Annotated in this window: 16 protein-coding genes, 1 tRNA gene and 1 pseudogene; 11 read left to right on the top strand and 7 right to left on the bottom strand. The window is 63.3% G+C overall.

Features of this window, described 5'->3' with window-relative positions; translation table 11 throughout:
• The first annotated feature begins 33 nt into the window (after window positions 1-33).
• From WFP39_RS08480 to WFP39_RS08470, 3 genes are all read left to right on the top strand, one after another.
• Window positions 34-846, top strand: a complete 813-nt coding sequence (locus WFP39_RS08480; RefSeq protein ID WP_336918982.1) for a hypothetical protein — start codon at window positions 34-36, stop codon at window positions 844-846.
• A gap of 139 nt (window positions 847-985) precedes the next feature.
• Entirely contained in the window at window positions 986-1,930 is a 945-nt protein-coding gene (locus WFP39_RS08475; protein ID WP_336919038.1) for an SPFH domain-containing protein, read from the top strand.
• Window positions 1,930-2,379 carry an NfeD family protein gene (locus tag WFP39_RS08470; RefSeq protein ID WP_336918981.1) on the top strand — a complete coding sequence of 150 codons (450 nt, stop codon included), beginning with the start codon at window positions 1,930-1,932 and terminating at the stop codon, window positions 2,377-2,379. The genes WFP39_RS08475 and WFP39_RS08470 overlap by 1 nt, the downstream gene beginning before the upstream one ends.
• A gap of 15 nt (window positions 2,380-2,394) precedes the next feature.
• Here WFP39_RS08470 and WFP39_RS08465 read toward each other — a convergent pair whose 3' ends face one another.
• The gene (locus WFP39_RS08465) at window positions 2,395-3,330 is read right to left on the bottom strand and encodes an SDR family NAD(P)-dependent oxidoreductase (protein ID WP_336918980.1); all 936 of its coding nucleotides are present in this window, start codon (window positions 3,328-3,330) and stop codon (window positions 2,395-2,397) included.
• A gap of 205 nt (window positions 3,331-3,535) precedes the next feature.
• Between WFP39_RS08465 and WFP39_RS08460 the strand changes: the two genes are divergently transcribed.
• From WFP39_RS08460 to WFP39_RS08440, 5 genes and pseudogenes are all read left to right on the top strand, one after another.
• A tRNA-Leu gene (locus WFP39_RS08460) sits at window positions 3,536-3,622 on the top strand.
• Window positions 3,623-3,850: 228 nt separating this feature from the next.
• Window positions 3,851-3,931 (top strand): annotated as a pseudogene (locus WFP39_RS08455) (Arm DNA-binding domain-containing protein); the annotation flags it as partial.
• Between the two features lie 190 nt (window positions 3,932-4,121).
• The gene (locus tag WFP39_RS08450) at window positions 4,122-5,531 is read left to right on the top strand and encodes a sugar porter family MFS transporter (RefSeq protein ID WP_336918978.1); all 1,410 of its coding nucleotides are present in this window, start codon (window positions 4,122-4,124) and stop codon (window positions 5,529-5,531) included.
• A 102-nt stretch (window positions 5,532-5,633) separates the two neighbouring features.
• Window positions 5,634-7,166 (top strand): tryptophan halogenase family protein, encoded by a 1,533-nt coding sequence (locus WFP39_RS08445; protein ID WP_336918977.1) that lies wholly within the window; start codon window positions 5,634-5,636, stop codon window positions 7,164-7,166.
• A complete protein-coding gene (locus WFP39_RS08440; RefSeq protein WP_336918976.1) occupies window positions 7,163-8,686 on the top strand; it encodes a tryptophan 7-halogenase in 1,524 nt (507 codons plus the stop codon). Before WFP39_RS08445 ends, WFP39_RS08440 begins: the two co-directional genes overlap by 4 nt.
• An 18-nt stretch (window positions 8,687-8,704) precedes the next feature.
• Here the strand turns inward: WFP39_RS08440 and WFP39_RS08435 are convergent, their stop codons facing one another.
• From WFP39_RS08435 to WFP39_RS08425, 3 genes are read right to left on the bottom strand one after another with little or no spacing between them, the layout of a single operon-like run.
• A complete protein-coding gene (locus WFP39_RS08435; protein ID WP_336918974.1) occupies window positions 8,705-9,736 on the bottom strand; it encodes a cupin-like domain-containing protein in 1,032 nt (343 codons plus the stop codon).
• Complete coding sequence (locus WFP39_RS08430; protein ID WP_336918973.1) at window positions 9,733-11,277, bottom strand: tryptophan halogenase family protein; 1,545 nt, start codon at window positions 11,275-11,277, stop codon at window positions 9,733-9,735. The genes WFP39_RS08435 and WFP39_RS08430 overlap by 4 nt, the downstream gene beginning before the upstream one ends.
• Window positions 11,274-12,836, bottom strand: coding sequence for a tryptophan halogenase family protein (locus tag WFP39_RS08425; RefSeq protein WP_336918971.1), 1,563 nt, complete (start codon window positions 12,834-12,836; stop codon window positions 11,274-11,276). The genes WFP39_RS08430 and WFP39_RS08425 overlap by 4 nt, the downstream gene beginning before the upstream one ends.
• A gap of 156 nt (window positions 12,837-12,992) precedes the next feature.
• On the opposite strand from WFP39_RS08425, the gene WFP39_RS08420 reads away from it, so the two are divergent.
• Window positions 12,993-16,364, top strand: coding sequence for a TonB-dependent receptor (locus WFP39_RS08420; protein WP_336918970.1), 3,372 nt, complete (start codon window positions 12,993-12,995; stop codon window positions 16,362-16,364).
• Between the two features lie 198 nt (window positions 16,365-16,562).
• Here WFP39_RS08420 and WFP39_RS08415 read toward each other — a convergent pair whose 3' ends face one another.
• From WFP39_RS08415 to WFP39_RS08405, 3 genes are read right to left on the bottom strand one after another with little or no spacing between them, the layout of a single operon-like run.
• On the bottom strand, window positions 16,563-17,768 hold the full coding sequence (locus WFP39_RS08415; protein WP_336918969.1) for an endo-1,4-beta-xylanase: 1,206 nt from the start codon (window positions 17,766-17,768) through the stop codon (window positions 16,563-16,565).
• A complete protein-coding gene (locus WFP39_RS08410; protein ID WP_377923388.1) occupies window positions 17,765-20,191 on the bottom strand; it encodes a glycoside hydrolase family 3 N-terminal domain-containing protein in 2,427 nt (808 codons plus the stop codon). The genes WFP39_RS08415 and WFP39_RS08410 overlap by 4 nt, the downstream gene beginning before the upstream one ends.
• Window positions 20,188-22,623: a glycoside hydrolase family 3 N-terminal domain-containing protein gene (locus tag WFP39_RS08405; RefSeq protein ID WP_336918968.1), complete on the bottom strand. Its 2,436-nt coding sequence runs from the start codon at window positions 22,621-22,623 to the stop codon at window positions 20,188-20,190. Before WFP39_RS08405 ends, WFP39_RS08410 begins: the two co-directional genes overlap by 4 nt.
• Here WFP39_RS08405 and WFP39_RS08400 point away from each other — a divergent pair.
• Both WFP39_RS08400 and WFP39_RS08395 read left to right on the top strand, forming a co-directional pair.
• Window positions 22,622-22,747, top strand: coding sequence for a hypothetical protein (locus tag WFP39_RS08400; RefSeq protein WP_336918967.1), 126 nt, complete (start codon window positions 22,622-22,624; stop codon window positions 22,745-22,747). The genes WFP39_RS08405 and WFP39_RS08400 overlap by 2 nt on opposite strands.
• 561 nt (window positions 22,748-23,308) lie before the next feature.
• Complete coding sequence (locus WFP39_RS08395; RefSeq protein WP_336918966.1) at window positions 23,309-26,371, top strand: TonB-dependent receptor; 3,063 nt, start codon at window positions 23,309-23,311, stop codon at window positions 26,369-26,371.
• Window positions 26,372-26,432 lie beyond the last annotated feature (61 nt).

Raw genomic sequence — 26,432 nt, 5'->3', positions numbered from 1 at the left:
CCTTCTCCGCCAGATTCATCACCAGGCGAAATCGTGGTGCAGCACACGCGCCCCCAGGATGTTTCGCCAGCCGAAGTGCACCGGCAGGCGCGCGGCGTTGCTGCGTCCTCCGATCATCTGCGCGTGCCGCTGGCCCGGTTCGAAGACCGGCTGTGCGCCGGCATCATCGGGCTTCAGGCAGAAGCCGCCATGCTGATGATCGACCGCATCCGCGATAACGCGCACCAGCTCGGCATCCGCCTCCATGAAGACGGGTGCCAGCCCAATTTCGTGGTCATCTTTTCCGATGACAGCCAGGCCACCATGCGCAGCGTGGTCGATCGCAACCCTGCGATATTCCAGTTTGTCCCGCCTGCCGAGCGCCGTCGCCTGCTGGCCCCGGCACCGGTTCATGTTTTCAGCCATGTCGAACCGCGCACGCGCGACGGGATGCCGATCGCCCGCGAACGCAATCTCGTGAGCCCGCCGGTCAGTCGGCAGCAAATGGCGCATTCACTGATCTACACCACCACGCGGCGCGACATTACTTCCGTCACCATCGTGTTCGATCGCCACGAAGTTGTCGGGCTGTCGGTGGGGCAGCTGGCCGATTATGCCACGATGCGCGGTCTGGCCGAAACGCAGGTGCCCGACGAATTGCCGCTGAACTCGATCCTGACCTTGTTCAATCCCCAAGGGCCACATCCCGAAGGCCTGACCGATTTCGACCGCGCCTATCTGCGCGCACTGTATGACTGGGTGCCGAACCTGCCCGCTGCAGCAAAGCTGGGCAGTGTCAATCGCGAGTTGGAACGTCTGCGGGTAGAGCGCGCGGCGGAAGCGGGCCCGGCACCATCCGAACGGTAAATCCTGCAAGGTCGCGGCGCGCATAATCGCTTGCTCCCCGCGCGCCTTCTTATACCATGCCGGCCGAACCCCAGGGGGAGATGCTGCCGTGGAATATGTTCTTTTTGCATTGGTTGTCGCGGTGCTCGTCTTCCTCGTCATGGGTGTGCGCGTTGTGAAGCAGGGCTTCGTCTACACGGTGGAGCGGCTGGGCAAATACACCAAGGCGGCCGAACCGGGCCTGCTGGTGATCTTCCCCTTTGTTGACCGGATCGGCCACCGGGTGAACATGATGGAGCAGGTGCTCGACATTCCGGGCCAGGAAATCATCACCAAGGACAACGCGATGGTGGGCGTCGACGCAGTTGTGTTCTTCCAGGTGCACGATGCGGGCAAGGCAGCTTATGAAGTATCCAACCTTTTCATCGCCATCATGGCGCTGACCACCACCAATCTGCGCACGGTGATGGGCAGCATGGATCTGGACGAGACACTGTCCAAGCGGGACGAGATCAACGCCCGCCTGCTGTCGGTGGTTGATCACGCGACCTCGCCGTGGGGCGTCAAGATCACGCGCGTGGAGATCAAGGATATCCGCCCGCCCAAGGACATTTCCGATTCGATGGCCCGCCAGATGAAGGCGGAGCGCGAAAAGCGCGCCGAAATTCTGGAGGCCGAAGGCAAGCGCGCCAGCGCCATCTTGCGCGCCGAGGGCGAAAAGCAGGCCGCCATCCTTGAGGCCGAGGGGCGCCGCGAAGCTGCCTTCCGCGATGCCGAGGCGCGCGAGCGCGAGGCCGAGGCCGAAGCCAAGGCGACGCAGATGGTGTCCGATGCCATTTCCGCCTCTGGCGTGCAGGCGATCAATTACTTTGTGGCGCAGAAATACACCGATGCCGTGGCCAAATTCGCTACCAGCCCCAATGCCAAGACGATCCTGTTCCCGGTGGAGGCGACGCAGTTGATCGGCACGTTGGGCGGGATTGGTGCGCTGGCCAAGGAGGCGCTCGGCGAGGGCGGAGACGGCAATGCCGCGCCGCCGGCCGCGCCGCGCCGGCCCGCCATGCCACCGCGGCCGTCGGTTCCGCCGGCCGGGGGTAATGTCTGATGGGCGAGTGGCTGTCTTCGCTCGACGTCTGGTGGTTCTGGCTGGCGCTGGGCCTGTTTCTGGCGGCGGCGGAGATGCTGGTTCCGGGGATATTCCTTATCTGGCTGGCAGGCGCCGCGCTGGTGATCGGCGCGCTGGCATTCCTGTTGCCGATTGGCGTTCCGGTGCAGATCCTGCTGTTCGCCGTGCTGGCGATTGCCACTCTTTATCTCGGTAAACGATATTTGCGGGACAATCCCATTGCTGCAGCCGACCCCGCGATGAACAAGCGTGGCTTGCGCTTGGCGGGGCAGATGGCCACGGTGACGCAGGCAATTTCCGGTGGGCAGGGCCGTGTGCATCACGGCGACACCGAATGGATCGCGCGAGGGCCAGACGCGCCGGTGGGCGCGCGTGTGCGCATTACCGGGGCGGACGGAGCCGAACTGCTGGTGGAGCCGACCGAATAGCGGCTTGCAGCGCGCTCACGCTTTCTGCACGGTGAAGCGGCCGTGTTTGCGGAAACGCTGCATCCACTTGTCAAGGAACAGCGACAGCGGGCGCGGGGTAATTCCGAGCTTGGTGATGCCGGGCAGAGTTCCGGTCGCCACGCTGCCCGCCTTGAGCATCCGCCACTGGTCGCTCGACATCGGTGTGCCGGGCAGCGCGGCAAAGATTCCGCTCAGCGCGTCAGGCACAGGGATGAAGGCGCGGCGGCGGCCCTGCGCGGCGGCAATCGCCTCGTGCAGTTCCATCATGGTCATGACGTCCGGCCCTGCCAGCTCATACGTTTTGCCGCCGTGGCTGGCGGGATCGGCCAGTGCGTTGGCAGCGGCCGCTGCCACATCGTCCACCCATACAGGCTGCAACTGCGCATCCGGCCCGAACACCGGCAAAACCGGCATGACGGAAATCAGCCCGGCGAACATGGAGACGAACTGGTCGTCCTTCCCGAAAATGACCGAGGGGCGTAGAATTGTGGCCGCGGGGAAGGCGTCCAGCACGGCCCGCTCTCCCAGCGCCTTGGTGCTGGCATACATGCCTTCACTTTCCGCATCGGCGGCGAGGCTGGACAGGTAGACAAAGGAAACCGCCCTGCCGGTGGCTGCCGCTTCGGCGGCTTCGCGCGCGGCGTCGGCGTGCAACTGGCGCGCGTCCTTGCCGAATGTGCCCACCAGGTAAACCACCGCATCCGCTCCAGCCACGACAGCCCGGATACTCTGCGCATCGCGCACATTGCATCGCGCAAACTGCAATTGCCCCAGATTGGCGAGCGGCTTTACGCTGAGTGCCTTTTCCGGATTGCGCGCGGCAATGCGGACCCGCGCGCCGCGTTGCAGCAGATCCTGCGCCAGGTGACGGCCGACAAAACCATTGCCGCCAATCAGGACGACCAGCTTGTTTTCCAGCGAAATGCTCATGGCCCACTCATCCGTTATCGCAGATTCTTGGCCTGCCCTAAGCACATTGGCGGGCAGGTGGGCAATGCCAAAGCCTGCCTCTCTGCCGGTTTGGAAGAAATATCATGCCAGCCAAACCAATCGCGCGTTGACAAGCCCCTCCCCCGTTCGCTAGTGGCGCCGGCCTACCCGGCATGGACGTGCAAGCGCAGCCAGCCGATCCGGTGCCCAGATGGCGGAATTGGTAGACGCACCGTCTTCAGGTGGCGGCGATCGCAAGGTCGTGGAGGTTCGAGTCCTCTTCTGGGCACCAGCTACCTGTCTCTGACCGGCTCCCGTTATCTCGACAAACCCGCAGAAATCTGCCATTTTCTGTGTGCGATCGTCTCTGGCTGATCCTCGCAATATCCTCTCAGTCCATCCGATTTGGGGGCATTCCGAGCGGGCTGGGGCGTCCGGAAGGAGGCATGCCCCCAAAATGGCACTGACTGACACACAGATTCGCGCACTCAAGCCGGCGATGAAAGCCTAAAAGCGGGCCGATGCTAAGGGCCTTTACATCGAGGTTTCGCCAAACGGTTCCAAACTTTGGCGCTTGAAATACCGCATAGTTGGCGCATAAATTGCCACTGCTCTGCACTTGTTATCTCTGCGTTCCCTGCCAAACTTGTCCCAACCTGAGCGCGCTGACAGAATCCGTCTTGCGCCGCGCAAAGAACCGGTTCAAGGTAGCGCTACCATAATAATGGGTGATGCGGCATTGCGCCATGCAGGCATGGCGCGGGCAGACGCAGGGCAGGAGAGGGAATTTCATGCAATTGAATGGGCAAGGCGAAGCCGCCAAGGTCAATATGGCGCTGATCAGCGCTATCGTCGCGGTGGCGACGATCGGGGGCCTGCTGTTCGGGTACGACAGCGGTGCGGTGAATGGCACGCAGGGCGGGCTTACCGAAAAGTTCAATCTGAGCGAGGCGGCGCTGGGCTTCACGGTCGGCTCTCTGCTGATCGGGTGTGCGGCCGGTGCGTTCTTCGCCGGGCGGCTGGCCGACATAATTGGCCGGCGTACGGTGATGATCCTGGCGGCAATCCTTTTCCTGGGGAGCGCGCTGGTGCAGGGGCTTACCGATTCGCACACGATCTTCGTGATTGCGCGCTTTGCTGCCGGCATGGCGGTTGGCGCGGCCTCGGTGCTCTCGCCGCTGTATATCTCCGAAATGGCGCCGGCGAATATTCGTGGCCGGCTGACCACGGTGCAGCAGGTGATGATCATCACCGGCCTTACGGCGGCGTTTGTCGTGAATTATCTGCTGGCCCAGGCCGCAGGGGATTCGTTGTCTGAAATTGCCGGGCGTCAGGCATGGCGCTGGATGTATCTGGCGCAGGCTGTTCCCGCGATCGTCTTCCTCGTCGCGCTGTTCTTCATTCCCGAAAGCCCGCGCTATCTTGTCAGCCGCGGCCGCGATGCCGAAGCGCTGGACGTACTTACCCGCATATTCGGGACCGATGAGGCGCAGCGCAAAGTGGTGGAAATCAAGGCCAGCTTCAGCGCCGATCACCGTCCGCGGCTGTCCGATGTTACCGCGCCGGGCACCGTTTTCCGCCCGATCGTGTGGGCTGGCATCATGCTGGCGACTTTCCAGCAGTTCGTGGGCATCAACATCATCTTCTATTATGGCGAAACACTGTGGAAACTGGCGGGCGTTTCCGAAGAAGTGGCTCTTGAGCGCAACATCTTCTCTGGCCTCGTTTCCATTGCGGCAGTGCTGGCCGCGCTGGTGATGATCGACAAGCTTGGGCGCAAGCCGCTGCTGATGATCGGTTCGGCCGGCATGGCGGTTACGCTGGGCGCGATGACCTGGGCCTTTTCGGGTGCAGGAACCGATGCGGCAGGCAATCTGGTGCTGAACGAAACGGCGGGATACACTGCACTGATTGCTGCCAATCTCTATGTCATCTTCTTCAATTTCAGCTGGGGCCCGGTGATGTGGGTGATGCTGGGCGAGATGTTCCCCAACCAGATGCGCGGCAGTGCGCTGGCGGTGGCTGGCCTGGCACAATGGGGCGCAAATTACCTCGTGGTGCAGAGCTTCCCGTCGATGGCCAGCTGGTCGCTGGCGGGAACCTACGCGCTCTATACCGCCGCTGCAGTCATCAGCTGGTTCCTCGTCAAGTCGCTCATCAACGAGACGAAGGGCAAGGAACTGGAACAGATGCAGGGCTGATGCCGACCACCTTCTTTATGAGGTAACTCCGAAGGGTTGGGGCGGTTGCGGTCGCTCCAGCCCTTTTCTATTCCCATGAGGCAGACAATTGCGGCGAGTGATATGACAGAGATGGGCTCGAAGGTACGCGTGGTGGTGCTGGGCGGCGGAACCGCCGGCTGGATGACGGCCGCCAGCCTGATCCGCCTGTTGCCGGACACGGCCAGCGTCGACCTGATCGAGAGCGAAGATATCGGCATCGTCGGCGTGGGCGAGGCGACGCTGCCGCATATTCGCGGTTTCGTGGAGAAGCTGGGGATTGACGAGGCCGCCTTCATGAAGGCCACCCATGCCACCTTCAAACTGGGCATCGACTTCCGCGATTTCGGGCGTATCGGGGAAAGCTATATCCATCCCTTCGGCAGTTTCGGCGAAGAAGTGGCCGGCATCGGGTTTCACCATTACTGGCTGGAATTGCAGCGGCAGGGCCGTGCCGCACCGCTGGGCGATTATTCGTTGGCGGTGGCCGCCGCACGCGCCAATCGCTTTGCCCCGCCCGCACAGGATCACACGCTGGCGAGCACCTATGGCTATGCCTATCAGTTCGATGCAACGCTGTTCGGGCCCTTCATGCGCGAATTTGCCTGCCGCCACGGCGTGACCCGTCACGAAGGGCTGATGGTGGAGGTGGAGCGGGACGGCGCCTCCGGCAATGTCACCGCGCTGCTGCTGGCGGACGGGCGGCGCATCGAGGGCGACCTGTTTGTCGACTGTTCAGGCTTCCGCTCGTTGCTGCTGGGCCAGACCTTGGGCGAGGAGTGGGAGGACTGGACGCACTGGCTGCCGTGTGACCGGGCAGCCGCCATGCCCTGCACGCACGCAACGCAGGATATCCGGCCTTTCACCATCGCCACGGCAATGCCGGCGGGTTGGCGTTGGCAGATCCCGCTGCAGCACCGGATGGGCAACGGCTATGTCTTTTCCAGTGCGCATATCTCGGAAGACGAGGCGTGCGCCGCGATCAAGGCCGCCGCCGAAGGCGATCCGCTGGCCGAGCCGCGCATCCTGAAATTCCGCCCCGGCCGCCGCAAGCATTCGTGGAGCCACAATGTCGTGGCGGTGGGGCTGGCCAGCGGTTTTCTGGAGCCACTCGAATCCACCTCGATCTATCTGGCGCAGATGGCGATCACCTATCTGATCGAACTGTTTCCAGATCAGGGAGGGATCGATCCGCGCGATGTCGCCGAATTCAACCGGCTGGTTGATGTCGAATACGACCGGGTGCGCGATTTCCTGATCCTGCATTACAACGCCACCACCCGCGACGATTCCGAATTCTGGAACCATGTGCGCACCATGCAGGTGCCCGATACGCTGGCCGACAAGCTGGAATTGTGGCGCAAGGCCGCGAGAATCGAGAAATATGCCGACGGGTTGTTCTTCGATGCCAGCTGGATTGCGGTCTATGTCGGGCAGGGGCTGCTTCCCGAACGGCATGATGCGCGCGTGGCATTGGCTGATCCCGCGCGCGTGGCAGGTGCGCTGGAACGGCTGCGCGGTGCCATTGCGGCGGAGGTGGCTGCAATGCCCGGCCATCTCGATTTTCTGCGCGGCGAGAGCGGACGACTGGCACCTGAGGATGCGCTGGCGGCATGAGCGCGGCACGCTTCAGTGTTCCGCGCGAACGTCTGCGCACCATCTGCATTGCCGGTTCAGGCCAGGTCGGAGTGATTGCCGCGTTGGCGTTAAAGCGCGCACTGCCCGATGCGCAGGTTATCGTCATCGGTCTGGCGGATGATCCCACGGCCTATGCCGACATGGCATCGACCGCGCTGCCCTTCACCAACAAGCTGCACGACCGGCTGGGCCTTTCCGAGGATGAGCTGATCCGCCGCGCAGGGGCCAGCCACCGGTTGATCACCCGCTATGTTGGCTGGGCGGGAGAGGGGACGGATGCGGCAGGCGCGGTGCCTTATGGCGCACCCGCAGATACGCAGGCGCGCGCCCGCTTCGCCCGCGAATGGGGCGGCGGCTCGCGCGGCGCGCTGGCGGCGCCGGGTTCGCGGCTGCCCGCCACTTCTCTGCCGCAAGCGCTGGCCGAGGCAGGTCGTTTTGCCGTTCCGCCGGGCGATATGTCGACCCCGCTTGACGAGGTGGACTATGCCTTGCGCTGGAATAGTCCGGCCTATCGGGACATATTGATCGAACGCGCGCAGCAGGCCGGGGTGATCTATCTGCCAGGGGCGATTCAGGGATACGAGCCCGACGGGAAGGGCGGCATTGCGGCCATCGGCGTCGAAGGGCACGGACCGATTGCGGCGGATCTTTTCGTGGATTGCAGCGGGCCCGCCGCGCGCCTCATCTCGGCCATGCCCGGCGCGCAGTGGGAAGATTGGGACGCCGTTCTGCCGGTGCGCCGCATCCTCCACGCGCGGCCTGCACAGGCGATGCTGGCACTGGAGGATCGCGTCACGCTGATGCCGCAAGGCTGGCTGATCGAGCAGGCCGGACGCGACGGCCTGCACATGGCGCTGGGTCTTGCCCCGCATATGGGTGAGCAGGACGCGGTGCAGGTGATGGCGCAGACGCTGGGTGCCCAGCCCGCCCGGCTGGTGGAACTTGCCGCCGGATGTCACCGCGAAAGCTGGCTGGGCAATGTGGTGGCGCTGGGCGATGCGGCCGCATGGTTCGAGCCGCTGACGCATCTCAATCTCGACCTTGCGCATCGGCAATTGGCGCTGCTGCTCGAAATGCTGCCCGGTCGTCCGATTGAACCGCTGGAACGTGCCGAATACAACCGCCGCGCGCATCTGATGGCGGTGCAGGTGCGCGATACGCTGGCCACGCATTATGCTGCACGCCGCGCGCGCAGCATTTTTGGCGAGATACCCTTGCCGCAAGGTCTTGAGCGGGTGATCGACCAGTATACGCGGCGCGGGCGCTTGCCCCACCGGGAGGAGGCTGCCCTGCTCGCTGCGGAATATATGGCGTTGCTTGATGCCTTGGGCCTTCGGGGTGCGGTTCCCGTATCTGCGCGGGCAACAGCTTCGGTGGAATCTGCGGCGTCCCTGCGGGCGTTCGAGGACCAGGCGCAGCGCGCGCTCGCCTTTGCGCCGCCTTACGCCGAGTACATGCAGCAAGTGCTCGCGGCGGGCGCGGCGCCGGCACCGATCTGAGCGGCGCGTCCCGCCTTCTTATTTCGACAGGGCTTGCCGCAGGATCCGGCGCATCCGTTCGAGCAGGGACGGCGTCACCGGCCCCAACATGCCGCGCGCCTGCGGGGGCAGATGCGCCACGGGATCGCCGCCTGTCTCGAACACGAAATGATCGAACCAGGTCCGCCAGATGGCGCGCATATGCGGAGGCAGCGGCTTGATCGCATACAGCGCGTGCAGCATGGCGTCATAGGCTGCACCGGTTCCTTCGGGCACACCTTGGGTCCACCAGTAATTGACGAGGATATTGACGCTCTCCAGCGATTCCACCCCGTGCCACCAGCAATAGGGGATATAGATCGCATCGCCCGGCTCGAGCGTCGCCTGTTGCGCGGCATCCCACGCCGCAGCAAATCGCGGAAAACGTTGCAGATCAGGCTTGCGCGTATCCACCACGCTCACCGGTGTTCCGGCGGGCGTCAGCTCGATCGGGCCGGGATAGAGATTGGCGATCTGTTCTGGCGGGAAAAGGGTGAAGCGGCGGCGCCCGGTCACGCACACCGCCAAATTTTCCATCACATCATAATGCGGGGCCACGGTGATCCGGTTGCCGATCCAGATGCGCGGCGCGACACGATCGATTGCGGGGCCTAGCGGGGGAAGCCGATTTTCCGCAGCCAGATGCGGGAGGACATCGGGGATGATTTCGGACTGCACAGCCATGGCGGGTGGATTGGCGATGCTGGCGGCGTGCAGCAGGTCATCCAGAAACATCTCCAGCCGCCCCTGCGCCTTGGCGAAGTTCATGCCCGTCATCGCAGCGTTGTAGAAGAAGCGGCCGCCTTCTTCGGGCCGGGCCATGATCGCACCCACTGGCTTTGCGCTGGGCGCGCGTTTCAGGTACGCGATGGCCGCGCCCGCGCCGGCCCTGCCAGCGGCCACCAGCGGCCAATCCTGCACGGCGTCGCGTATCACAACCGGTGCGTTTGCCGCCCGAATTTCCGCCAGCGTGGCCGCATCAATCGGGCCCGCCCGCTCAGGCAGGGCGGACGGCGGGGGCAGGGCCGTCATGCCGACAGGCGCATCGCGGGATCGATTGCCCCGCCGATTGAGGCCAGGAACTGATCCTGCGTTGGCATCTGCGACACCGCGCTGGCAATCACGCCGCGCACATGGGAAAGGCGGCGCAGCACCTCGTCATCAGGCAGCAGCGCGGCCGCCGGGTGATGATCGCTCGCGACAATCCCCTGGCAAGCCATCACCGAAAGCCAGCTTGTTTCGGTGAACAGCTCGTTATGTTCGCGCACGATGCGGCCCGAACTGCGGAACATGTCCAGCTTGGCCTTCAGGCCATCGGGCGGATCGAGCGTGCGGCAATAATTCCAGAATTCGGAATCGTTGCGCGCGGTCGCCTTGTAATGCAGCACCAGGAAGTCGCGGATATCGAGGTAATCCTGCGCGGTTTCCGCGTTGAAACGGTCAATCTCCACTTGCGTGAAGGCGGTGCTGGGGAAGTAGGCGAGCAGCCGGGCAATGCCCGATTGCACCAGATGGATGGCGGTTGATTCAAGCGGTTCGAGAAATCCGCCCGCAAGACCCAGCGCCACCACGTTCTTCTCCCACACGCGGGTGCGGTGCCCGCCGGTAAAGCGGATATGGTTGGGCGAGGCCAGCGGCGTTCCATCCAGATGTGCCAGCAGCGTCTCGGTTGCCTCGTCCTCACTCATGAAGGCGCTGGCATAGACGTGGCCGTTGCCGACACGGTGCTGCAGCGGAATACGCCATTGCCAGCCGGCCTTGCGCGCGGTGGAGCGGGTAAGCGGTTGATCCTCTGCACCGGTCTCGCGCTTGGTGCAGGAGATCGCCACCGCCCGGTCGCAGGGCAGCCATTTGCTCCAGTCAAGGAAGGGGACGCCCAGCGTCTGCCCCAGCAGCAGCGAGCGGAAGCCGGAGCAATCGATGAACAATTCGCCGTCCACTTGCGTGCCGTTTTCCAGCGCGACACGCGTGACAAAGCCGGTTTCGGGATGCTGCTCGATCTGCGTCACGCGCCCCTCGACACGGGTAACGCCAGCCTCCTCCGCCCGGCGGCGCAGGAACCGGGCATAGCGTCCCGCATCGAACTGAAACGCATAGGCAAGCCGCGCGAGCGGCGAATTGGGATTGCCCGTTTCGGGCCAGTAGAACCGCCCCGCCTTGCCTGCCATTGCGCCGATCGAATAGGCATCGAGCGCAGTTGCATCGCCCAGCGCCAGCCCTTTCAGCCAGAAATGGTGAAACTCGATCCCCAGCATATCGATGCCGTATTGGCCGAAGGGGTGGACATAGCTGTGCCCCAGACGCGTCCAGTCGACAAACTCGATGCCGAGTTTGTAGGTGGCGTGGGTCTCGCGCATGAATTCGGCTTCGTTGATGCCCAGCAGCTTGTTGAAATGCACGATCTGCGGGATCGTCGCCTCGCCCACGCCCACGGTGCCGATCGCCTCGCTCTCGATCAGGGTGATCGCAAGACCGGGCATGGCGCCCAGCACCTTGGAAAGCGCGGCGGCGGCCATCCAGCCGGCGGTGCCGCCACCGACGATCACGATCTTGCGGATGGGCGGGGCGCTCATGCGGCGGCTCCTGCGGTAACGGGTGCGGCGGCGGTCGTATCAGCCCATGCGCCGGCCTGACGCAGGAAGCTTTCCTGATCGGGCAAGCTTAACGCGGTGCGTCGATAATCGGCGCGCATCTGCGCCATTGCGGCGGCCACGCGGTCAGGGTCCAACGTATCGGCAATCGGATCGTGACGCGCGGGCCAGATGTTCTGCCCCAGCATCACGGCCACCCAACTGGGCAGGCCGAACAGTTCGGCGTTCTCGCGAAAGACCCGGCCATGCAGGCGCCACAGATCCATCTTGCGTTGCAGGCTGGCGGGCACCTCCATTGCCTGCACATGGCGCCAGAACGGTGTGTCCTCGCGCTGGGTGGCCTTGTAATGCAGGATCACGAAATCGCGCACATCTTCGTAAAGCTCGCGCATCCCGCGGTTGTATTCGTCGCGCTCCAGCGGGCTGATCTGCTTGTCGGGGAACAGGGCGAACAGGCGCTGGATGCCGTTCTGAATAAGGTGGATACTCGTTGATTCGAGCGGTTCGATAAAGCCTGAGGCAAGGCCCAGCGCCACCACATTGTGGTTCCAGGTTTTGCGGCGGCAACCGGTCAGGAAGCGGATCTCACGCGGATCGCCCATCGCCTCGCCCTCCACATGGGCTTGCAGGATGCGCAGCGCTTCGTCGCTTTCCATGAAAGCGTTGCAGAAGACATGGCCGTTGCCGGTGCGGTGTTGCAGCGGGATCGTCCATTGCCATCCCGCCGAATGCGCGGTGGCGCGGGTATAGGGGATGGGGCTGCGCACCTTCGCCGTGGGCATGGCGATTGCGCGGTTCATCGGCAGCCACTGGCTCCAGTCGTCATAGCCGGTTTCCAGCGTCTGTTCGATCAACAGCCCGCCAAAGCCGGAGCAATCGATGAACAGGTCGCCGGCGACCCGTTCGCCGCTTTCCAGTTGCACCGATTCGACATCGCCGCTTTCGCCGTTGCGGTGGACGGCCACGATCTTGCCTTCGCGGCGCACAGTGCCTTGCGATTCGGCCATTCTGCGCAGGAAGGCCGCATAAAGGCCCGCGTCGAAGTGGAAGGCGTAATTCATCTGCGAGACAAGGCTGCGTGCGCCTGCGGCGGGGCGGGCAAACCGGCCTTCGGCCGCAGCGACGGCCGCCATGCAATATTCGGATATCGTTCCGCAATCGCCAGTGCGCGCAACTTCGCGCAGCCACAATTGGTGGAACGGTATGCCGTGCAGATCCTGCCCGTAACTGCCGAAGGGGTGGATATAGCGATCGCCCTTCCGACCCCAGTTGACGAACTCGATCCCCAGCTTGATCGTGCCCATTGTGGCGCGCAGGAAAGCGTTTTCGTCAACGCCCAGCAATCCGTTGAACGAACGGATGGGCGGGATTGTGGCCTCGCCAACGCCGACTGTGCCGATGGCATCGGATTCGACCAGCACAAAGCGGCGCCGGCCATCAGCGAAATAGCGGGACAAGGCAGCTGCCGCCATCCACCCGGCGGTGCCGCCACCCACAATCACTACGGTGGTGATATCGTTACCATTCCGAGCCTCGCCCACGAACCTGTATCCTTTTTCGCACAGTTTGCGAGAGTGATCCTAGACTTGCCCAACCCCTCTTGCCAAGGCGGGAATCGGCCGATATGCATCAATGCCAATTCAGGACCAATTCGCTACAAACAATAATGGTAGCGCTAACATGGGAGGGGACTAAAGGTGGCTCACACCAACGTTGCTTTTGTCGGCCGTTCAACCGGGGCAAATGAAATCCGCAAGACCCGTAATTTGCTGCGCGCCGGGGCCTCGGCCGCGGTGCTGGGGGGTATGCTGCTCTCGGGCGGTGCGATGGCGCAGGATGCCGCGCCTGTTGCGGCAGAAGCGTCGAGCGACGTCATTCTGGTGACCGGCATCCGCCAGTCGCTGGCGAATGCGCAGAACATCAAGCGCGATTCCGACACGGTTGTCGACGCGATCACCGCCGAAGATATCGGCGCGCTGCCCGACCGTTCGGTTACCGAAGCTCTGCAGCGCGTGCCGGGCATCGCGATCAACCGCTTTGCCGGTTCGAACGATCCTGACCACTTCTCTGTCGAAGGTTCGGGCGTGGTTATCCGCGGCCTCAACTTTGTGCGTTCCGAATTCAACGGCCGCACTGCCTTTGCTGCCGGCGTGGGTGGGCAGGCGCTGAATTTCGCCGACGTGCCTTCCGAACTGCTCGGTTCGGTGGTCATTTCCAAGAATGCCACCGCCGACATGATTGAAGGTGGTCTGGCGGGCACAGTGAACCTTGTCACGCGCAAGCCGCTGGATCGCGGCGGTTTCCAGATCGCTTTCGGCGCGGAAGCCAATTACGGTGACATGGCGAAGGAGTGGACGCCCACCCTTTCGGGCCTGATCAGTAACACCTGGGAAACCGATGCGGGCACCTTCGGGATCCTCGTCTCCGGCTCCTATTCGCAGATCAAGAGCCGCGCCGACGGCCTGCAGATCACCAATTTCCAGACGCGCGATGGCCGTCTTGTTAACGCGGCCAATGCCGGCGGCACGCAGGTATGCCGCAACCCGCTTCCCGGTGACACCGATACGACGACTCTTCCGCCTCCGGGTTCGGCCTGCGGCGCTGCGGGCGCGGCGGGTGCGGATGGCTTTGCCGATTATGCGGGCACGCGTTACGCGCCGCTGGGCGGCCAGTTCCGTACGCAGGAATTCAATCGCCAGCGCGATGGTTTCTCGGTGTCTGCCCAGTACGAAACGCCTGATGGCGGCACCCGCGTGACGGCCGAGTTCATCCGTTCGCACACCACCAATGCCTGGGGCGAATATACCTACGAAACCGCGCCGGACCTTTCGGAATATTCGACCTTCCCGATCGGGTGTCAGCAGAACCAGAACGGCCCGAACCGGGTCAACGCCGATGGTTCGCTGGGCGATCCCACACCGCGCGCGCAGTGCCCGGTGGGTGGCTTCACGGACTTTGAATATGACGCAAATGGCCTGTTCCAGTCGGGTTATATCGTCAACGCATCGAACGGCTGGCGCGGTCCGGTGCATGACGGGCGTTCCAATTTCGTGCCAGTGGGCGGTCTGCAGCAATCGCTCGCCCGTCGGCAGGTGCTGGACGAAACCACCAATATGGATGCGAGCTTCAATGTTCGCAGCCAGTTGACCGATCGTCTGCACGCCTCGCTCGATCTGCAATACGCACATTCGCAGAAGGACAATCTGGATGTCAGCGTCTTCGGTTCGATCTTCGCAGATCAGGAGCTTGACCTGACCGGCCGCTATCCGGTGGTGACACCGCGCAAGCCGCAGTTCCTCGGCTATACCTGGTCGCAGCCCAGCGCAGTGTTGCGCGACGCGACCGAGGCCGAGTATTTCTCTGATCCACGCTTCCAGTTCTGGCGTGCTGCGATGGACCACATCGAGGACAGCACGGGTTCGCAATATGCGATGCAGGCAGATCTTGCGTATGACATCAGCGACGATGCGTTCATCCGTAGGGTCAAGGTGGGTGCGCGCTATCAGGATCGTCAGCAGGATATCCGCTATTCGACTTACAACTGGGGTATGCTCAGCGAAACCTGGACAGGTGATCGCCCGATCAATTTCGCGGATACGCCACAGTCTGCTTCGGCTTATTACGACTTCCCCAACTTCTTCCGCGGCAACGCTCCGGGGCCGCTCGGCGGATTCTATTACACTGGCGATCTGATCAAAGATTATGCGGGCAGTGTGAATTTCTTCCGCTCGATTCAGGCACAGGCGCGTGCCCTGGGTGCAAATCCCTCGTGGAATCCGCTCGCCGAGCGTAACGTCGGTACCGAAAACGCTGCGGATGCTGACGGCTATATCCCCGATGACAAGCAGCCGGTCTACCAGCAGGATGCGGCCGGCTACATCATGTTCAACTTTGCGTCGGATAACTTCCTGGGCAGCCGTCTGGCCGGTAACTTCGGCGTGCGTTACGTGCGCAGCGATATTCGTTCGGACGGACGGGTTGGCGTGCCGACCCAGCAGGCGCTGAACATTGTGGATCCGTATGATGTGCGCTGCGCGATCGAGGAAGTGCCCGATGGCGCCCCTCCGGGCACCGAGCCGAGCCGTCCGGGCGGCGTCTGTCTGCGCGGACCGACGGGATATGCAGCCCTGCAGCAGTTCGCCAACGGTCAGGGTCGGGCTGACATTGCCCAGTTCGAGTACGATTACTGGCTGCCCAGCTTCAATGCTCGTTTTGAAGCGGCAGATGACGTGATCTTGCGCTTTGCTGCGTCCAAGGTGCTGACCCGTCCCGACAACGCCTACATCCGCAACTTCCTGACCATCGGCTTGGATCAGAGCGGCAACCTGACGGCGAACGCCGGCAATCCGTTCCTGAAGCCGGCGACCGCGTGGCAGTTCGACCTGACCGCCGAATGGTATTTCGACACGGTCGGCTCGCTTACTGGTAACCTGTTCTACAAGCGGGTGAAGAACTTCTTCTTCCAGGACGTGACGCAGCGTGCCATCACCAACAACGGCGTGACCGAGAACGTGTTTGTGCGCGGGCCGGCCAACTTCGACGGCTCAGGTGAGATCAAGGGTTTCGAAATTGCCTATCAGCAGACGTTCGACTTTTTGCCTGGCCTGCTCAGCGGTCTCGGCACCTCGGCGAACTACACCTTCATCAAGAGCTCAGGTCTGCCGAACACTTTCCTGAACGGTGGCAACCTGCCGAACAACTCGACGGTGCCGCCGGGCAACCTTCCGCTAGAGCAACTGTCCAAGCACAACGCGAACGTGACGGTGTTCTATGAATCGGGTCCGCTCTCGATGCGTGCCGCCTATAACTGGCGTTCACGTTTCCTGCTGACCGCAAGCGACGTGATTTTCCCGTACTTCTCGATCTTCAACGAGCCGACGGGACAGCTGGATGCGTCGATCTTTTACGCCATCCTGCCCAATGTCCGCATTGGTGTGCAGGGCGTGAACCTGACCAACGAAGTGACGCGCACCACGCAGGCCTATACGGGCAATCCGGACCAGCTTGCGCCGCGTTCCTACTTCATGAACGACCGTCGTTTCTCGTTCATTCTCCGCGGCCAGTTCTAAGCTCCTGGCCAGGACGGAAAGGGCCGCCGCTCTCCCACGGCGGCCCTTTTTCGCGAAAGAGACAAAGGGCCGTCCGGCATTGCGCCGGACGGCCCTTTGCTGTTCTGCTGTCGGCGCGAACGGCGGGCAAAAAAGGGGGCCAGCCTTTCGGCTGACCCCTTGAGGTGGCAATCGGGGAGACTGCCCTGTGAAGTTGGTTTATCCCTGTGCCAGTGCGGCCGACATCAGCGATGAAGCAATGGCCTCACGCATCGGTTTTGCGGCGTACTCACTGGAATAGGGGCAGGCGCGCACTTCCAGCCCGTCATCGCGCGGGGCAAAGCCCTGGAGCCAGCTGAAACGGTCGACCATGCCCCAGGCGAGAATGTCGGTCAGTTCCGAATAATCGAGCATCACATCGAAATAGCGGCGCGTGAAATCGGCGATCTTCGCGTCGCGTTCGGGAATGGCACCGGGCAGCGCCTTGTCCTTCACGTCAAACTCGGTGATCATCAGCTTGTAGCCCATGCCCACCACCTCATCGCAGAAGCGGCGCCATTCGCGCTCCAGATAAGGGCCCACACCGGTTGCGGGATCGATCGCGAACATCTCGATATGCGACTGGATCCCCAGCGCATCGCACGGCACACCGCGCGCCTTCATCCCTTCGAGCAGGCGCAGCACATCGTTGCAGTGTGCAAGATGTGCCGGCTCCCAGCTCATATAGTCGTTATAGACCAGTTCCCCATCGGGCAGCTGTTCGCGCGCCACATGGAAGGCCAGATCGATCACCGCTTCGGGGCTGCCCATCGCGCGGCTCATGCTGGTTTCGATGGTGCGGTTGGTGTCGTGGTCAATCGCTTCGTTCACCACATCATAGCTGGTGATCTGGCCGCGATAGCGGTCGGTCACGGTGCGGATGTGATCGACCAGCATCCGCTCCGCCTCTTGCACCGGGTTAGCGCCGTAATCGTAATTGTTCAGCCAATCGGGGAACCAGCGTGGCCGGTGCCACAACAGCGTATGCCCACGCAAACCCTTGCCATTCGCCCGTGCCCAGGCGGCAATCGCGTCCATCCGGGTGAAGTCGTAAGTATCGGGCGCGGGGCGCGTCCACTGCCACTTCAGCTCGTTTTCCGGCACCACAAGGCTGCATTCGGCATTGATTATGCGGGTATACAGCGGGTTCTGGATTGAGCCGCCATTGGTGCCCGCGTTCCAGTTGATCGCGCTTCCGAACCGGCGACCGCTGCGGCGCGCAATCGCATCCAGGCTGCCTTCGGGCGCGGGCACGGCACCGTCGCGCCCATGCTGGGCCCGCGCGGGGCTGAACGCACCTGCGCCCATACCAATCAAAGGCGCGGCGGCCATGCCCGACAGAAGGGTGCGCCGGTCAAGCGAGAGGGGATTTTTGCCCAAGGTCACTGGATCACGATCTCCGTTGCGCGCAGATTGGCGCTGCTGTTGCCGGCCGAAAGGGTAACGGGGCCGGGCTCGTTCACTTCCACCATGTCGCGGTTCCAGAAGGACAGCTGCGCCGGCGTGATGGTGAAAGACAGGGTCCGGCTTTCACCCGGCTGCAAGGTCACGCGTTGAAAGCCTTTCAACTCCAGCACCGGGCGCGTCACCGACACGTCGCGGCGGGTGATGTAGAGCTGCACCACCTCGTCGCCTTCGCGGTTGCCGGTATTGGTCACGGTGACCTCGACAGGTACATCCTCTGCCGTGCCGAATGCGGATTTGCCCACGCGCGGGGCCGAGATGTCGAACGTGGTGTAGGAAAGGCCGTGGCCAAACGGGAACAGCGGCGTCACATCGTCAAACAGATAGCCGCGCCGCGCGCTGGGTTTGTGATTGTAGAACAGCGGGATCTGCCCTTCATTGCGCACCACGCTGACGGGCAGTTTCGCGCCCGGATTGATGCGGCCCAGCAGAGCCTCGGCCATGGCGATGCCGCCTTCCTGCCCCGGATACCAGCATTCGAGCACGGCATCGGCCTTGGCCACCACATTGGGCCAGCTGGGCGAACGGCCGTTGATGGCGCACACGATCAGCTTCGCGCCCGTTTCGGCGCAGACGGCGGCAATGGCATCCACCAGTTCGTTCTGTTCGCCCACGATGTCGATCACCGTGCGGTCGCCCAGATGCGTGGTGGCAAAGCCTTCGCGGCTGGTCTGTTCGGTATCGCCAATCGCCAGGATCACGGTGTTGGCGGTGCGCGCCACTTCGGCCGCCTCGGCAATCAGGCGCAGGTTCTCGTCACGCGGGGCAAGGCGCACATCGCTTTGCGAGCGGTCCTCGCTGGTGGTGATGAACACCCCTTGCGCGGTGACGAAATCGGCCTGCGGGGCAATTTCGCGCAAGCCTTCGATCAGGCTGATCGCCTGTTTGGGCACGCTGGAATAGCCGCCCAGGCGGGCAATCGCGTGGTTCGGCCCGATCACCGCGACGCGGCCCATCGTCGCCTCGTCTAGAGGCAAGGCGCCGGTGGGGTTGGTGAGCAGGCACATTGATTTGCGCGCCGCTTCCAGCGCCAATGCGCGGGCCTCGGCATTGCCGGTCAGCGCTTCGGTCTTTTCCCAGCTGCCATAGGGATTTTCGAAGAGGCCGCAGCGCATCTTGAAGGTGAGCATCCGGGCGCAGGCGCGGTCCACCAGTTCCAGCGGAATCCGGCCCGCCTCGACCGCCTCTTCCAGCGTGGCAAAAGCCATGCCTTCGGGCAGTTCGCTGTCCACGCCCGCAAGCAGCGCCTGGTGCGCGGCATCTTCCAGATCGCGCGCCACATGGTGCAGCGTGTGGAGTTCGTGCACTCCGCCGTAATCGCTGGCGATGATGCCATCAAAGCCCCATTCGCCGCGCAGCACGGTGTCGAGCAGCCAGACATTGGCGTGGCTGGGTATGCCATCAATCTCGTTATAGCTGGGCATCACCGCCCCCACGCTGGTGCGCTGCACGATTTCGCGGAAGGGCGGGAAGAAGTTTTCGCGCAAATCGCGTTCGGAAAGCTGCGCGGGGCTGATATTGTTGCCCGCTTCGGGCTGACCATGGCCGGTCATGTGCTTGAGCGTGGCAAAGACCTTGTCATCCGCCAGCTTCTCGAACTTGCCGCGCCCTTGCAGGCCTTCGACCGCCGCCACGCCCATCTCGGCGCAGAGATAGGGACATTCGCCCCAGCATTCCTCGATCCGGCCCCAGCGCGGATCGCGCACCGTATCGACCACGGGCGAGAGCACATAGCGCACACCGCGCGCCCGCGCCTCGCGCGCGATCACCGATTGAACGCGGTACATCAGATCGGTGTCGAATGTGCCGGCCAGCGCGATGGCCTGCGGGAACATGGTAGCCTCTGTCGCCATGTAGCCGTGCAGCGATTCCTCGTGGAACAACACGGGAATGCCCAGCCGCGTGTCTTCCAGCGCCCAGCGCTGCACCGCGTTGATGAAATCCACCGTCTCGCGCGGGGTGCGCCAACGGGCCGCCGTGCCGCCCGCCGCGCCGGTGATGCCGGGCACGCCGCGCTTGTCCGACGGGCGGGTGATATGGCCGATGCCATCGGGGAAAGCGGCGCTGGCCTTGGCCGGGTTGAAGACCAGATCGTCGATCATGTCACCCTTGCCCTGCCAGGCGGTGCGGATCTGCTGAACCTTCTCGCGCAGGGTCATGCGCGCCATCAGATCGGCCACGCGCAGGGGGATGGGGGCGGCAGCATCCTTGTATAGCGGTTGCGATCCTTGGGCAAAGGCGGCAGGCGCCTGTGCCACCGCCATCGCGGCCATGCTGCCGCCCGCCAGGAGTTTCAGCGCCGAGCGGCGTGAAACAAGGGACGCGCGGAAAAAGGGAGCGTTCATTGCACGATCTCCAGCGTGGTGGAGACAAGGTCGACCGAGTTCGGCCCGACCATGATGGTGAAGGTGCCCGGCTCGGTCACGCGCTGCATCTCGCGGTTCCACAGGGCAAAGCTTTCAGGGCGGATGGTGATGTCCACCATTTGCGTTTCGCCGGGCTGGAGGGTGACGCGCCGGAAACCCGCCAGTTCCTTGACCGGGCGGGTAACGCTGCTCACCTCGTCGCGCAAGTATACCTGCACGACCTCGTCGCCCGCACGCGCGCCGGTATTGGTCACCGGCACGCGCACCGTCACGGCTTCGCCCGCGCGGATGGTGGGAGAGGAGAGGACTGGCTCGCCGAAAGCGAAACTGGTGTAGGAAAGGCCAAAGCCAAAGGGATAAAGCGGGCTGACTTCCGAAAACAAATAGCCGCGCCGCGCGGTCGGCTTGTGGTTGTAGAAAACCGGCAACTGGCCCACTTCGCGCGCCACCGTCACGGGCAGCTTGCCGCCCGGATTGATGCGGCCAAACAGCGCATCGGCAATGGCATGGCCCTGCTGCTCGCCCGCATACCATGTTTCGAGGATCGCATCGGCCTCAGCGGCGATCAGCGGATAGCTGGGCGGGCGGCCGTTCACCAGCACGGCAACGATGGGCTTGCCCAGTGCCTTCAGGGCGGTGAACAATTCGTTCTGTTCGCCCACCAGATCAAGGCTGCTGCGGTCGCCCAGATGTTCATTCGCCCAGGCTTCGCGGCTGGTCTGTTCGGTGTCCCCGATAAACAGCACGATCGTATCGGCCCCGCGCGCGGCCTCGACCGCCTCGGCAATGCGGGCGCGGTTTTCGGCAGGGTCCGCCAGCGTGACCTCGTCTTCCCACCAATCGTCATTCTCGGTGATGCGTACGCCTTCGGCATGGACGATATTCGCCCGGTCGCCCACAGCCGCGCGGATACCCGCCAGCGGGGAGACGGTGGCGCGCGGGATGCCGTAATAGCCGCCCAGCCGCGCCACATCGGCATTGGGGCCGATGACTGCAATGGTGGGGCGCGGTGCGCCGGCCTCCGGAAGCGCCAGCGGCAGCGTGCCGCCTTCGTTCTTGAGCAGGATCAGCGAAGCCTCGGCCGCGCGGCGGGCAAGGGCGATGCCTTCCTCGGTATTCGACCGCTGCGCCGCGGCCAGATCGCCATAGGGGTTTTCAAATAGGCCCGCGTCAAACTTGATCGCCAGCATCCGCGCAACCGCCTCGTCAATGCGCGCCGGATCGACCACCCCTGCCGCGACCTGCGCGGGCAGGGTGGAGAAGGCCGCGCCTACCGGCAGATCGATATCCACCCCGGCGTTCAGCGCCAAACGCGCGGCCGAGGGGATATCGGGCACAATCCGGTGGATTTCCGCCATCTGCTCGATGGCGTAGTAATCGGATACCACCGCGCCTTCGAAACCCCATTCGCCGCGCAGCACATCCCTCAGCAGCCAGTCGCTCGAATGGCTGGGCACGCCGTCAATCTCGTTATAGCTGGCCATAACGGCGGCAATCGCGGTGCGGCGCACGACCTGTTCGAACGGCGGGAAAAACGCCTCGCGCAGCGTGCGTTCCGAAATCGGCGCGGGGCCGATATTGGTGCCGCTTTCGGGTTGGCCGTGGCCGGTCATATGCTTGAGCGTGGCAAAGACCTGCCCTTCGCCCAGCCGGTGGTTGCGGCCCGGCCCCTGCAGGCCTTCCACGGCGGCAACGCCCATCTCGCCCACGAGGAACGGATCTTCGCCAAAGGTCTCCTCGATCCGGCCCCAGCGCGGGTCGCGCACGATATCGACCACGGGCGAGAGCACCATGTGCACCCCGCGGGCACGCACTTCTGAGGCAATGTAATCGTTCACCTCGCGCACCAGATCGGGGTTCCAGGTGCTGGCCAGCGCGATGGATTGCGGAAAGCTGGTGGCATCGCGGGCGGCAAGGCCGTGCAGCGATTCTTCGTGAAACAGCACCGGTATGCCAAGACGGGTTTCGTTGATCGCCCAGTCCTGCATCTGCCGGACATATTCCAGGCTGTCCTCAATGCTGCGCGGCGGGTTCACGCGCGGGCTGGTGGGGCCCGCCAGATCGCTGGGCCGCGCCAGCATGCCCAGCCCGTGCGGAATGCGCTGGCTGGCAAGCGCCGGGTTGAAGCTGTGATCGGCGTTCTGGATTTCCACCTTGTTGTCCCACAAGGTGATGATCTGTGCGACCTTCTCCTCCAGCGTCATGCGCGCGAGCAAATCGGCCACGCGCTGGGCAGTGGGCAGCGCGGGGTTGCGGTAAGGCGCGTCGGCGGGCGGCCGCGCCAGCCTTGCAAGATCTGCCGGCGTGGAACCAGCAGGCGCGCCCTGCGCAAGAGCTGGACTTGCCACCGGCCCGGTGAGCGCCATTAATGCGGCGCTGGCGGCAAGACTTGCCCGCAGCATGATACGCATGATCGTTTCTCTCCCTGCGGCCGCTTCACCGACCACCTATCTTGGTAGCGCTATCATCCGGATTGGTAAGGCGATGTCAACCGCCTTCCGCCGTTCGCCGGAAATTGCGCAGAATTTGGTGTAAGGGCTCAAGGGAGATCGGCCCCGGCGGCGGCTCACATGGGTTCCCTCTCGCGGTGCGCGGCAGAAATATCGTGAGGGCAAGCAGTTGCCGCGCATGAGCTCCGTAAGACTTGCCCACGGACGCGAGTCGGCCTGTTTCTGGTGCCATGCTCTGGCTGCCAGCCAAAGGCGGCGATCTGCAAGCGGGGCGCTGATCCGGGGGAAAATCGGGATGAACCGAAGCCGGCCTTTTGAGGCGCCAGCCCGGCTAGATGGAAGGGGATTTGTGCCGAAAATGGGCAGAATTCCGCCATTTCGACAGGCTTTTCGATAACGCTATCGTGCCATAAGGTGCGGGAAATTTTATGGAATCTTGGCATTGAACCGATTGACAACGCAAGGCTGACTGTTAGATGCAGCATCGTGGTAGCGCTATCATCGCTACACAGGCGGCTCGGTCTCCCGACTGGCCGCCCGCCAGTGGGCAGAACGGCATATGAATGCCGTCGTTGAGGGGAGGAAAGTCATGAAGGCTTCGGCCAGTAATTCCGTTTGTCGTCGTTCGTCCGCGGGTGGCCGCGCCGTGCTTGCTGCCGGCGTATCCGTCCTGGCGCTGGGCGTTGCCGCTCCGGCAGCCATGGCGCAGGACACGACGTCTGATATGATCATCGTCACCGGCGTACGCGCCAGCCTTGAGCAGGCGATGGACATCAAGCGCGAGAACTTCGGCGTGGTGGACGCGATTTCGGCCGAGGATATCGGCGAGTTCCCCGATACCAACCTTGCCGAATCGCTGCAGCGCATTCCCGGTGTGTCGATCAGCCGCATCAATGGCGAAGGTTCGCAGGTCACCGTTCGCGGTTTCGGCCCGGCCTTCAACCTGGTGACAGTAAATGGTCGCCAGATCGCCACCACCTTTGTCAATTCGGTCGGCGGTGACCAGGATGTGGACTTCAGCCGCGCCACCGGCCGTTCGTTCGACTTCAACAATCTCGCTTCGGAAGGCGTGCAGCGCCTTGAAGTGTACAAGACAGGCCGCGCCTCGATCCCGTCGGGTGGCATCGGTGCGGCGATCAATGTCGTCACCCAGCGTCCGCTCGATGCGCGCGGCGATGGCCTGCGCGGTTCGATCGGCGCCAAGGCACTGTATGACCTGTCGAACTCCGACTTCCGCGTTGACCCCGAACTGTCGGGTGTGCTGACCTGGACGGACGAGGCTGAAACCTTTGGCGTGTCGCTGTTCGGGGCCTACCAGCTGCGTAACAGCGAAGCGGTCAGCGCCACGTCGAATGCGTGGAATATCAGTCCGTTTGCCAGCTTCCCTGGCCGTGGCGGTTCGACCCAGGTGACCGGCACGCCGAGCAATCCGAACACGCTGGTGGCTGTCCCCAACGACAGCCGCTACCACTATTCGGAATTCGAGCGTGAGCGTCTCAACCTGGCGGGCACGATGCAGTTCCGTCCGGTGGAGACGCTGACCATCACTGCCGATGCGATGTATGTCCGCAACGAACAGCAGGAACAGCGCATGGACCAGACCAACTGGTTCAACCGCCCGTTTGACCGGATCACCTTCGATCTCGACGATCCGGTGCCCACTTCGGTGTTCATTGCCGAGGGTGCGGGATATGGCACCAAGGACATCGGCTTTGAGCAGCAGTTCCGTGCGACGGACACCGAATTGCAGTCCTATGGCCTGAACCTCGCCTGGGAACTGGGCGATGGTTTCACGCTGACACTGGATGGCAACCACTCGGTGTCGCAGTCGACGCCGGGCGCCTCGAACGGTGCAAGCTCCACGCTGTTCAGCATGGGTGCACCGGTGGTCGATGCGCACTCGGTTGATTTCTCTGGCCGTGTGCCGGTGCAGCGCTGGACGCTGAACGACAGCGGCCTTGGAACCGACGGCATCCGCGGTACCGCCGACGACCGTGGCAACAATAACAACCGCCTCGACATTGGCGATCTCGGCACGCAGGTCTACCGCACCAATGCCTCGCGGCAGCGCCACCGGGTTGATCAGTTCGGCGCGGCGTTGAACTGGGAACTGGATGGCAACAGCACCTTCGACATTGGTGCCACCTACATCGATTCGTCGATGACCAGCGCGCGCACGCAGACCCAGCAGACGCTGGGTGACTGGGGCATCAACAATGTCGGTGAAATTGCCGCGCAGGCGGGTGACCTCGTGGAAGAGTTCTGTCTGTCGTGCAAGTTCAACAAGTTCGATGTCGGTGATGCCGATGTCGCCTATTTCGGCAACGCGGTGGAGCTGGCGGCAATTTTCAGCCCGATCTACGCGCAGCGCGGCAATCCCAACAACGTGACCGGCAACGAATTCGACATCGTTGGCGAAGAAATCTTCTCGGCCTATGCCCAGTTCAACTGGAACGGCGAACTGGCTGGCCGGGAAGCGGGCCTTGTTCTGGGTGCGCGGTGGGAAAACACCAAGACCACCTCATTCTCGCGCGTGGCGATCCCTTCGGTTATCGAGTGGGATTCGGACAACGACTTTACCCGCGTGATCGGCGCGCAGGTGGGTGAAATCACCCGTGGCGGCGAATACAGCAAGTTGCTGCCCGCGATCGACTTCCGCATCGAACCGGTTGACGATGTCGTGGCCCGCGTGTCGTATTCCAAGACGATCGCCCGTCCGGACTATGGCAATCTGTTCGCCTCGCAATCGGCCAACGCCCCCGATCGTCCGACCCTCTTGGGCGGTGTCGCGGGCGGGTCGCAGGGCAACCCCGGCCTGCTGCCGCTGATCTCCGACAATTTCGACATCTCGCTGGAATGGTATTTTGCTCCCACCAGCTTCGTGTCGGGCGCCTTCTTCGTGAAGAATGTGTCGAACTTTGTCGGCGTGGGCCAGATCAACCAGAACCTCTTCGGTCTGCGCGATCCCACCACTGGTGCACCTGGCACGCGTTCGGGCGCCGCGCGCGATGTGATCAACAATCTCGGTGCGGTGCTGAGCGACGTCAGCCTGTTCACGATGACCGCGCTGATCGACGCCAACAACGGCGATGTGGCAGCGGCCACCGCGCAGTTCCAGGCACAGCTCCAGCCCAACGGTCAGCTGAATCAGGCCTTCGTGGACACGGTGCTGGCCGCGCGCGACGTGCTGCCGAACGCTTCCGACCCGCTGTTCGTGTTCCAGGTGTCCACCCCGATCAACAACCGGGAAGGCAACATTCATGGCTTCGAACTGCAGGGCCAGTACTTCTTCGGCGATACCGGGTTCGGCGTGTCGGGCTCGTTCACGAAGGTGTATGGCGATGTCGATGTGGATATCCTGTCCGATCCGGGCACCGATGTCTTCGCGCTGGTCGGTCTGTCCGACAGCTTCAACATCACCGGCATCTACGAAGCTGGTCCGATCTCGGCGCGCGTTGCCTATAACTGGCGCGACAAGTTCCTGGCGGGTGTGAACCGCGGGGGCAGCCGCAACCCGGTGTTCTTCGAGCCTTTCGGCACGCTGGACATGGCGGTCAGCTATGACTTCAACGAGCAGATCACCTTCTCGCTCGAAGCGGTGAACATCCTGAGCGAGCCGGTGCGTTCCTATGGTCGCGACACGAACCAGCTCTGGTTCGCGCAGGAACTGGAGCCGCGCGTGCTGGTGGGTGCGCGCTACCGCTTCTGATCGGCTGACGCCACAGTGACGTAACGGGGGAGGGGTTCTTGTGTTCAAGGACCCCTCTCTT

The organism is Alteraurantiacibacter lauratis (assembly GCF_037154155.1).
GTDB classification, from domain to species: Bacteria; Pseudomonadota; Alphaproteobacteria; order Sphingomonadales; family Sphingomonadaceae; genus Alteraurantiacibacter; species Alteraurantiacibacter lauratis.
The sequence above is the reverse complement of the archived record's forward strand: the minus strand, read 5'-3'. Positions and strand labels throughout refer to the sequence as shown.

What these genes read in the sequence shown, in the direction of transcription:
- WFP39_RS08475 (WP_336919038.1), top strand. Translation starts at nt 986, where the DNA reads ATGGGTGTGCGCGTTGTGAAGCAGGGCTTCGTCTACACGGTGGAGCGG.
- WFP39_RS08470 (WP_336918981.1), top strand. Translation starts at nt 1,930, where the DNA reads ATGGGCGAGTGGCTGTCTTCGCTCGACGTCTGGTGGTTCTGGCTGGCG.
- WFP39_RS08465 (WP_336918980.1), bottom strand. Translation starts at nt 3,330, where the DNA reads ATGAGCATTTCGCTGGAAAACAAGCTGGTCGTCCTGATTGGCGGCAAT.
- WFP39_RS08450 (WP_336918978.1), top strand. Translation starts at nt 4,122, where the DNA reads ATGCAATTGAATGGGCAAGGCGAAGCCGCCAAGGTCAATATGGCGCTG.
- WFP39_RS08445 (WP_336918977.1), top strand. Translation starts at nt 5,634, where the DNA reads ATGACAGAGATGGGCTCGAAGGTACGCGTGGTGGTGCTGGGCGGCGGA.
- WFP39_RS08440 (WP_336918976.1), top strand. Translation starts at nt 7,163, where the DNA reads ATGAGCGCGGCACGCTTCAGTGTTCCGCGCGAACGTCTGCGCACCATC.
- WFP39_RS08435 (WP_336918974.1), bottom strand. Translation starts at nt 9,736, where the DNA reads ATGACGGCCCTGCCCCCGCCGTCCGCCCTGCCTGAGCGGGCGGGCCCG.
- WFP39_RS08430 (WP_336918973.1), bottom strand. Translation starts at nt 11,277, where the DNA reads ATGAGCGCCCCGCCCATCCGCAAGATCGTGATCGTCGGTGGCGGCACC.
- WFP39_RS08410 (WP_377923388.1), bottom strand. Translation starts at nt 20,191, where the DNA reads ATGAACGCTCCCTTTTTCCGCGCGTCCCTTGTTTCACGCCGCTCGGCG.
- WFP39_RS08400 (WP_336918967.1), top strand. Translation starts at nt 22,622, where the DNA reads ATGATCGTTTCTCTCCCTGCGGCCGCTTCACCGACCACCTATCTTGGT.
- WFP39_RS08405 (WP_336918968.1), bottom strand. Translation starts at nt 22,623, where the DNA reads ATGCGTATCATGCTGCGGGCAAGTCTTGCCGCCAGCGCCGCATTAATG.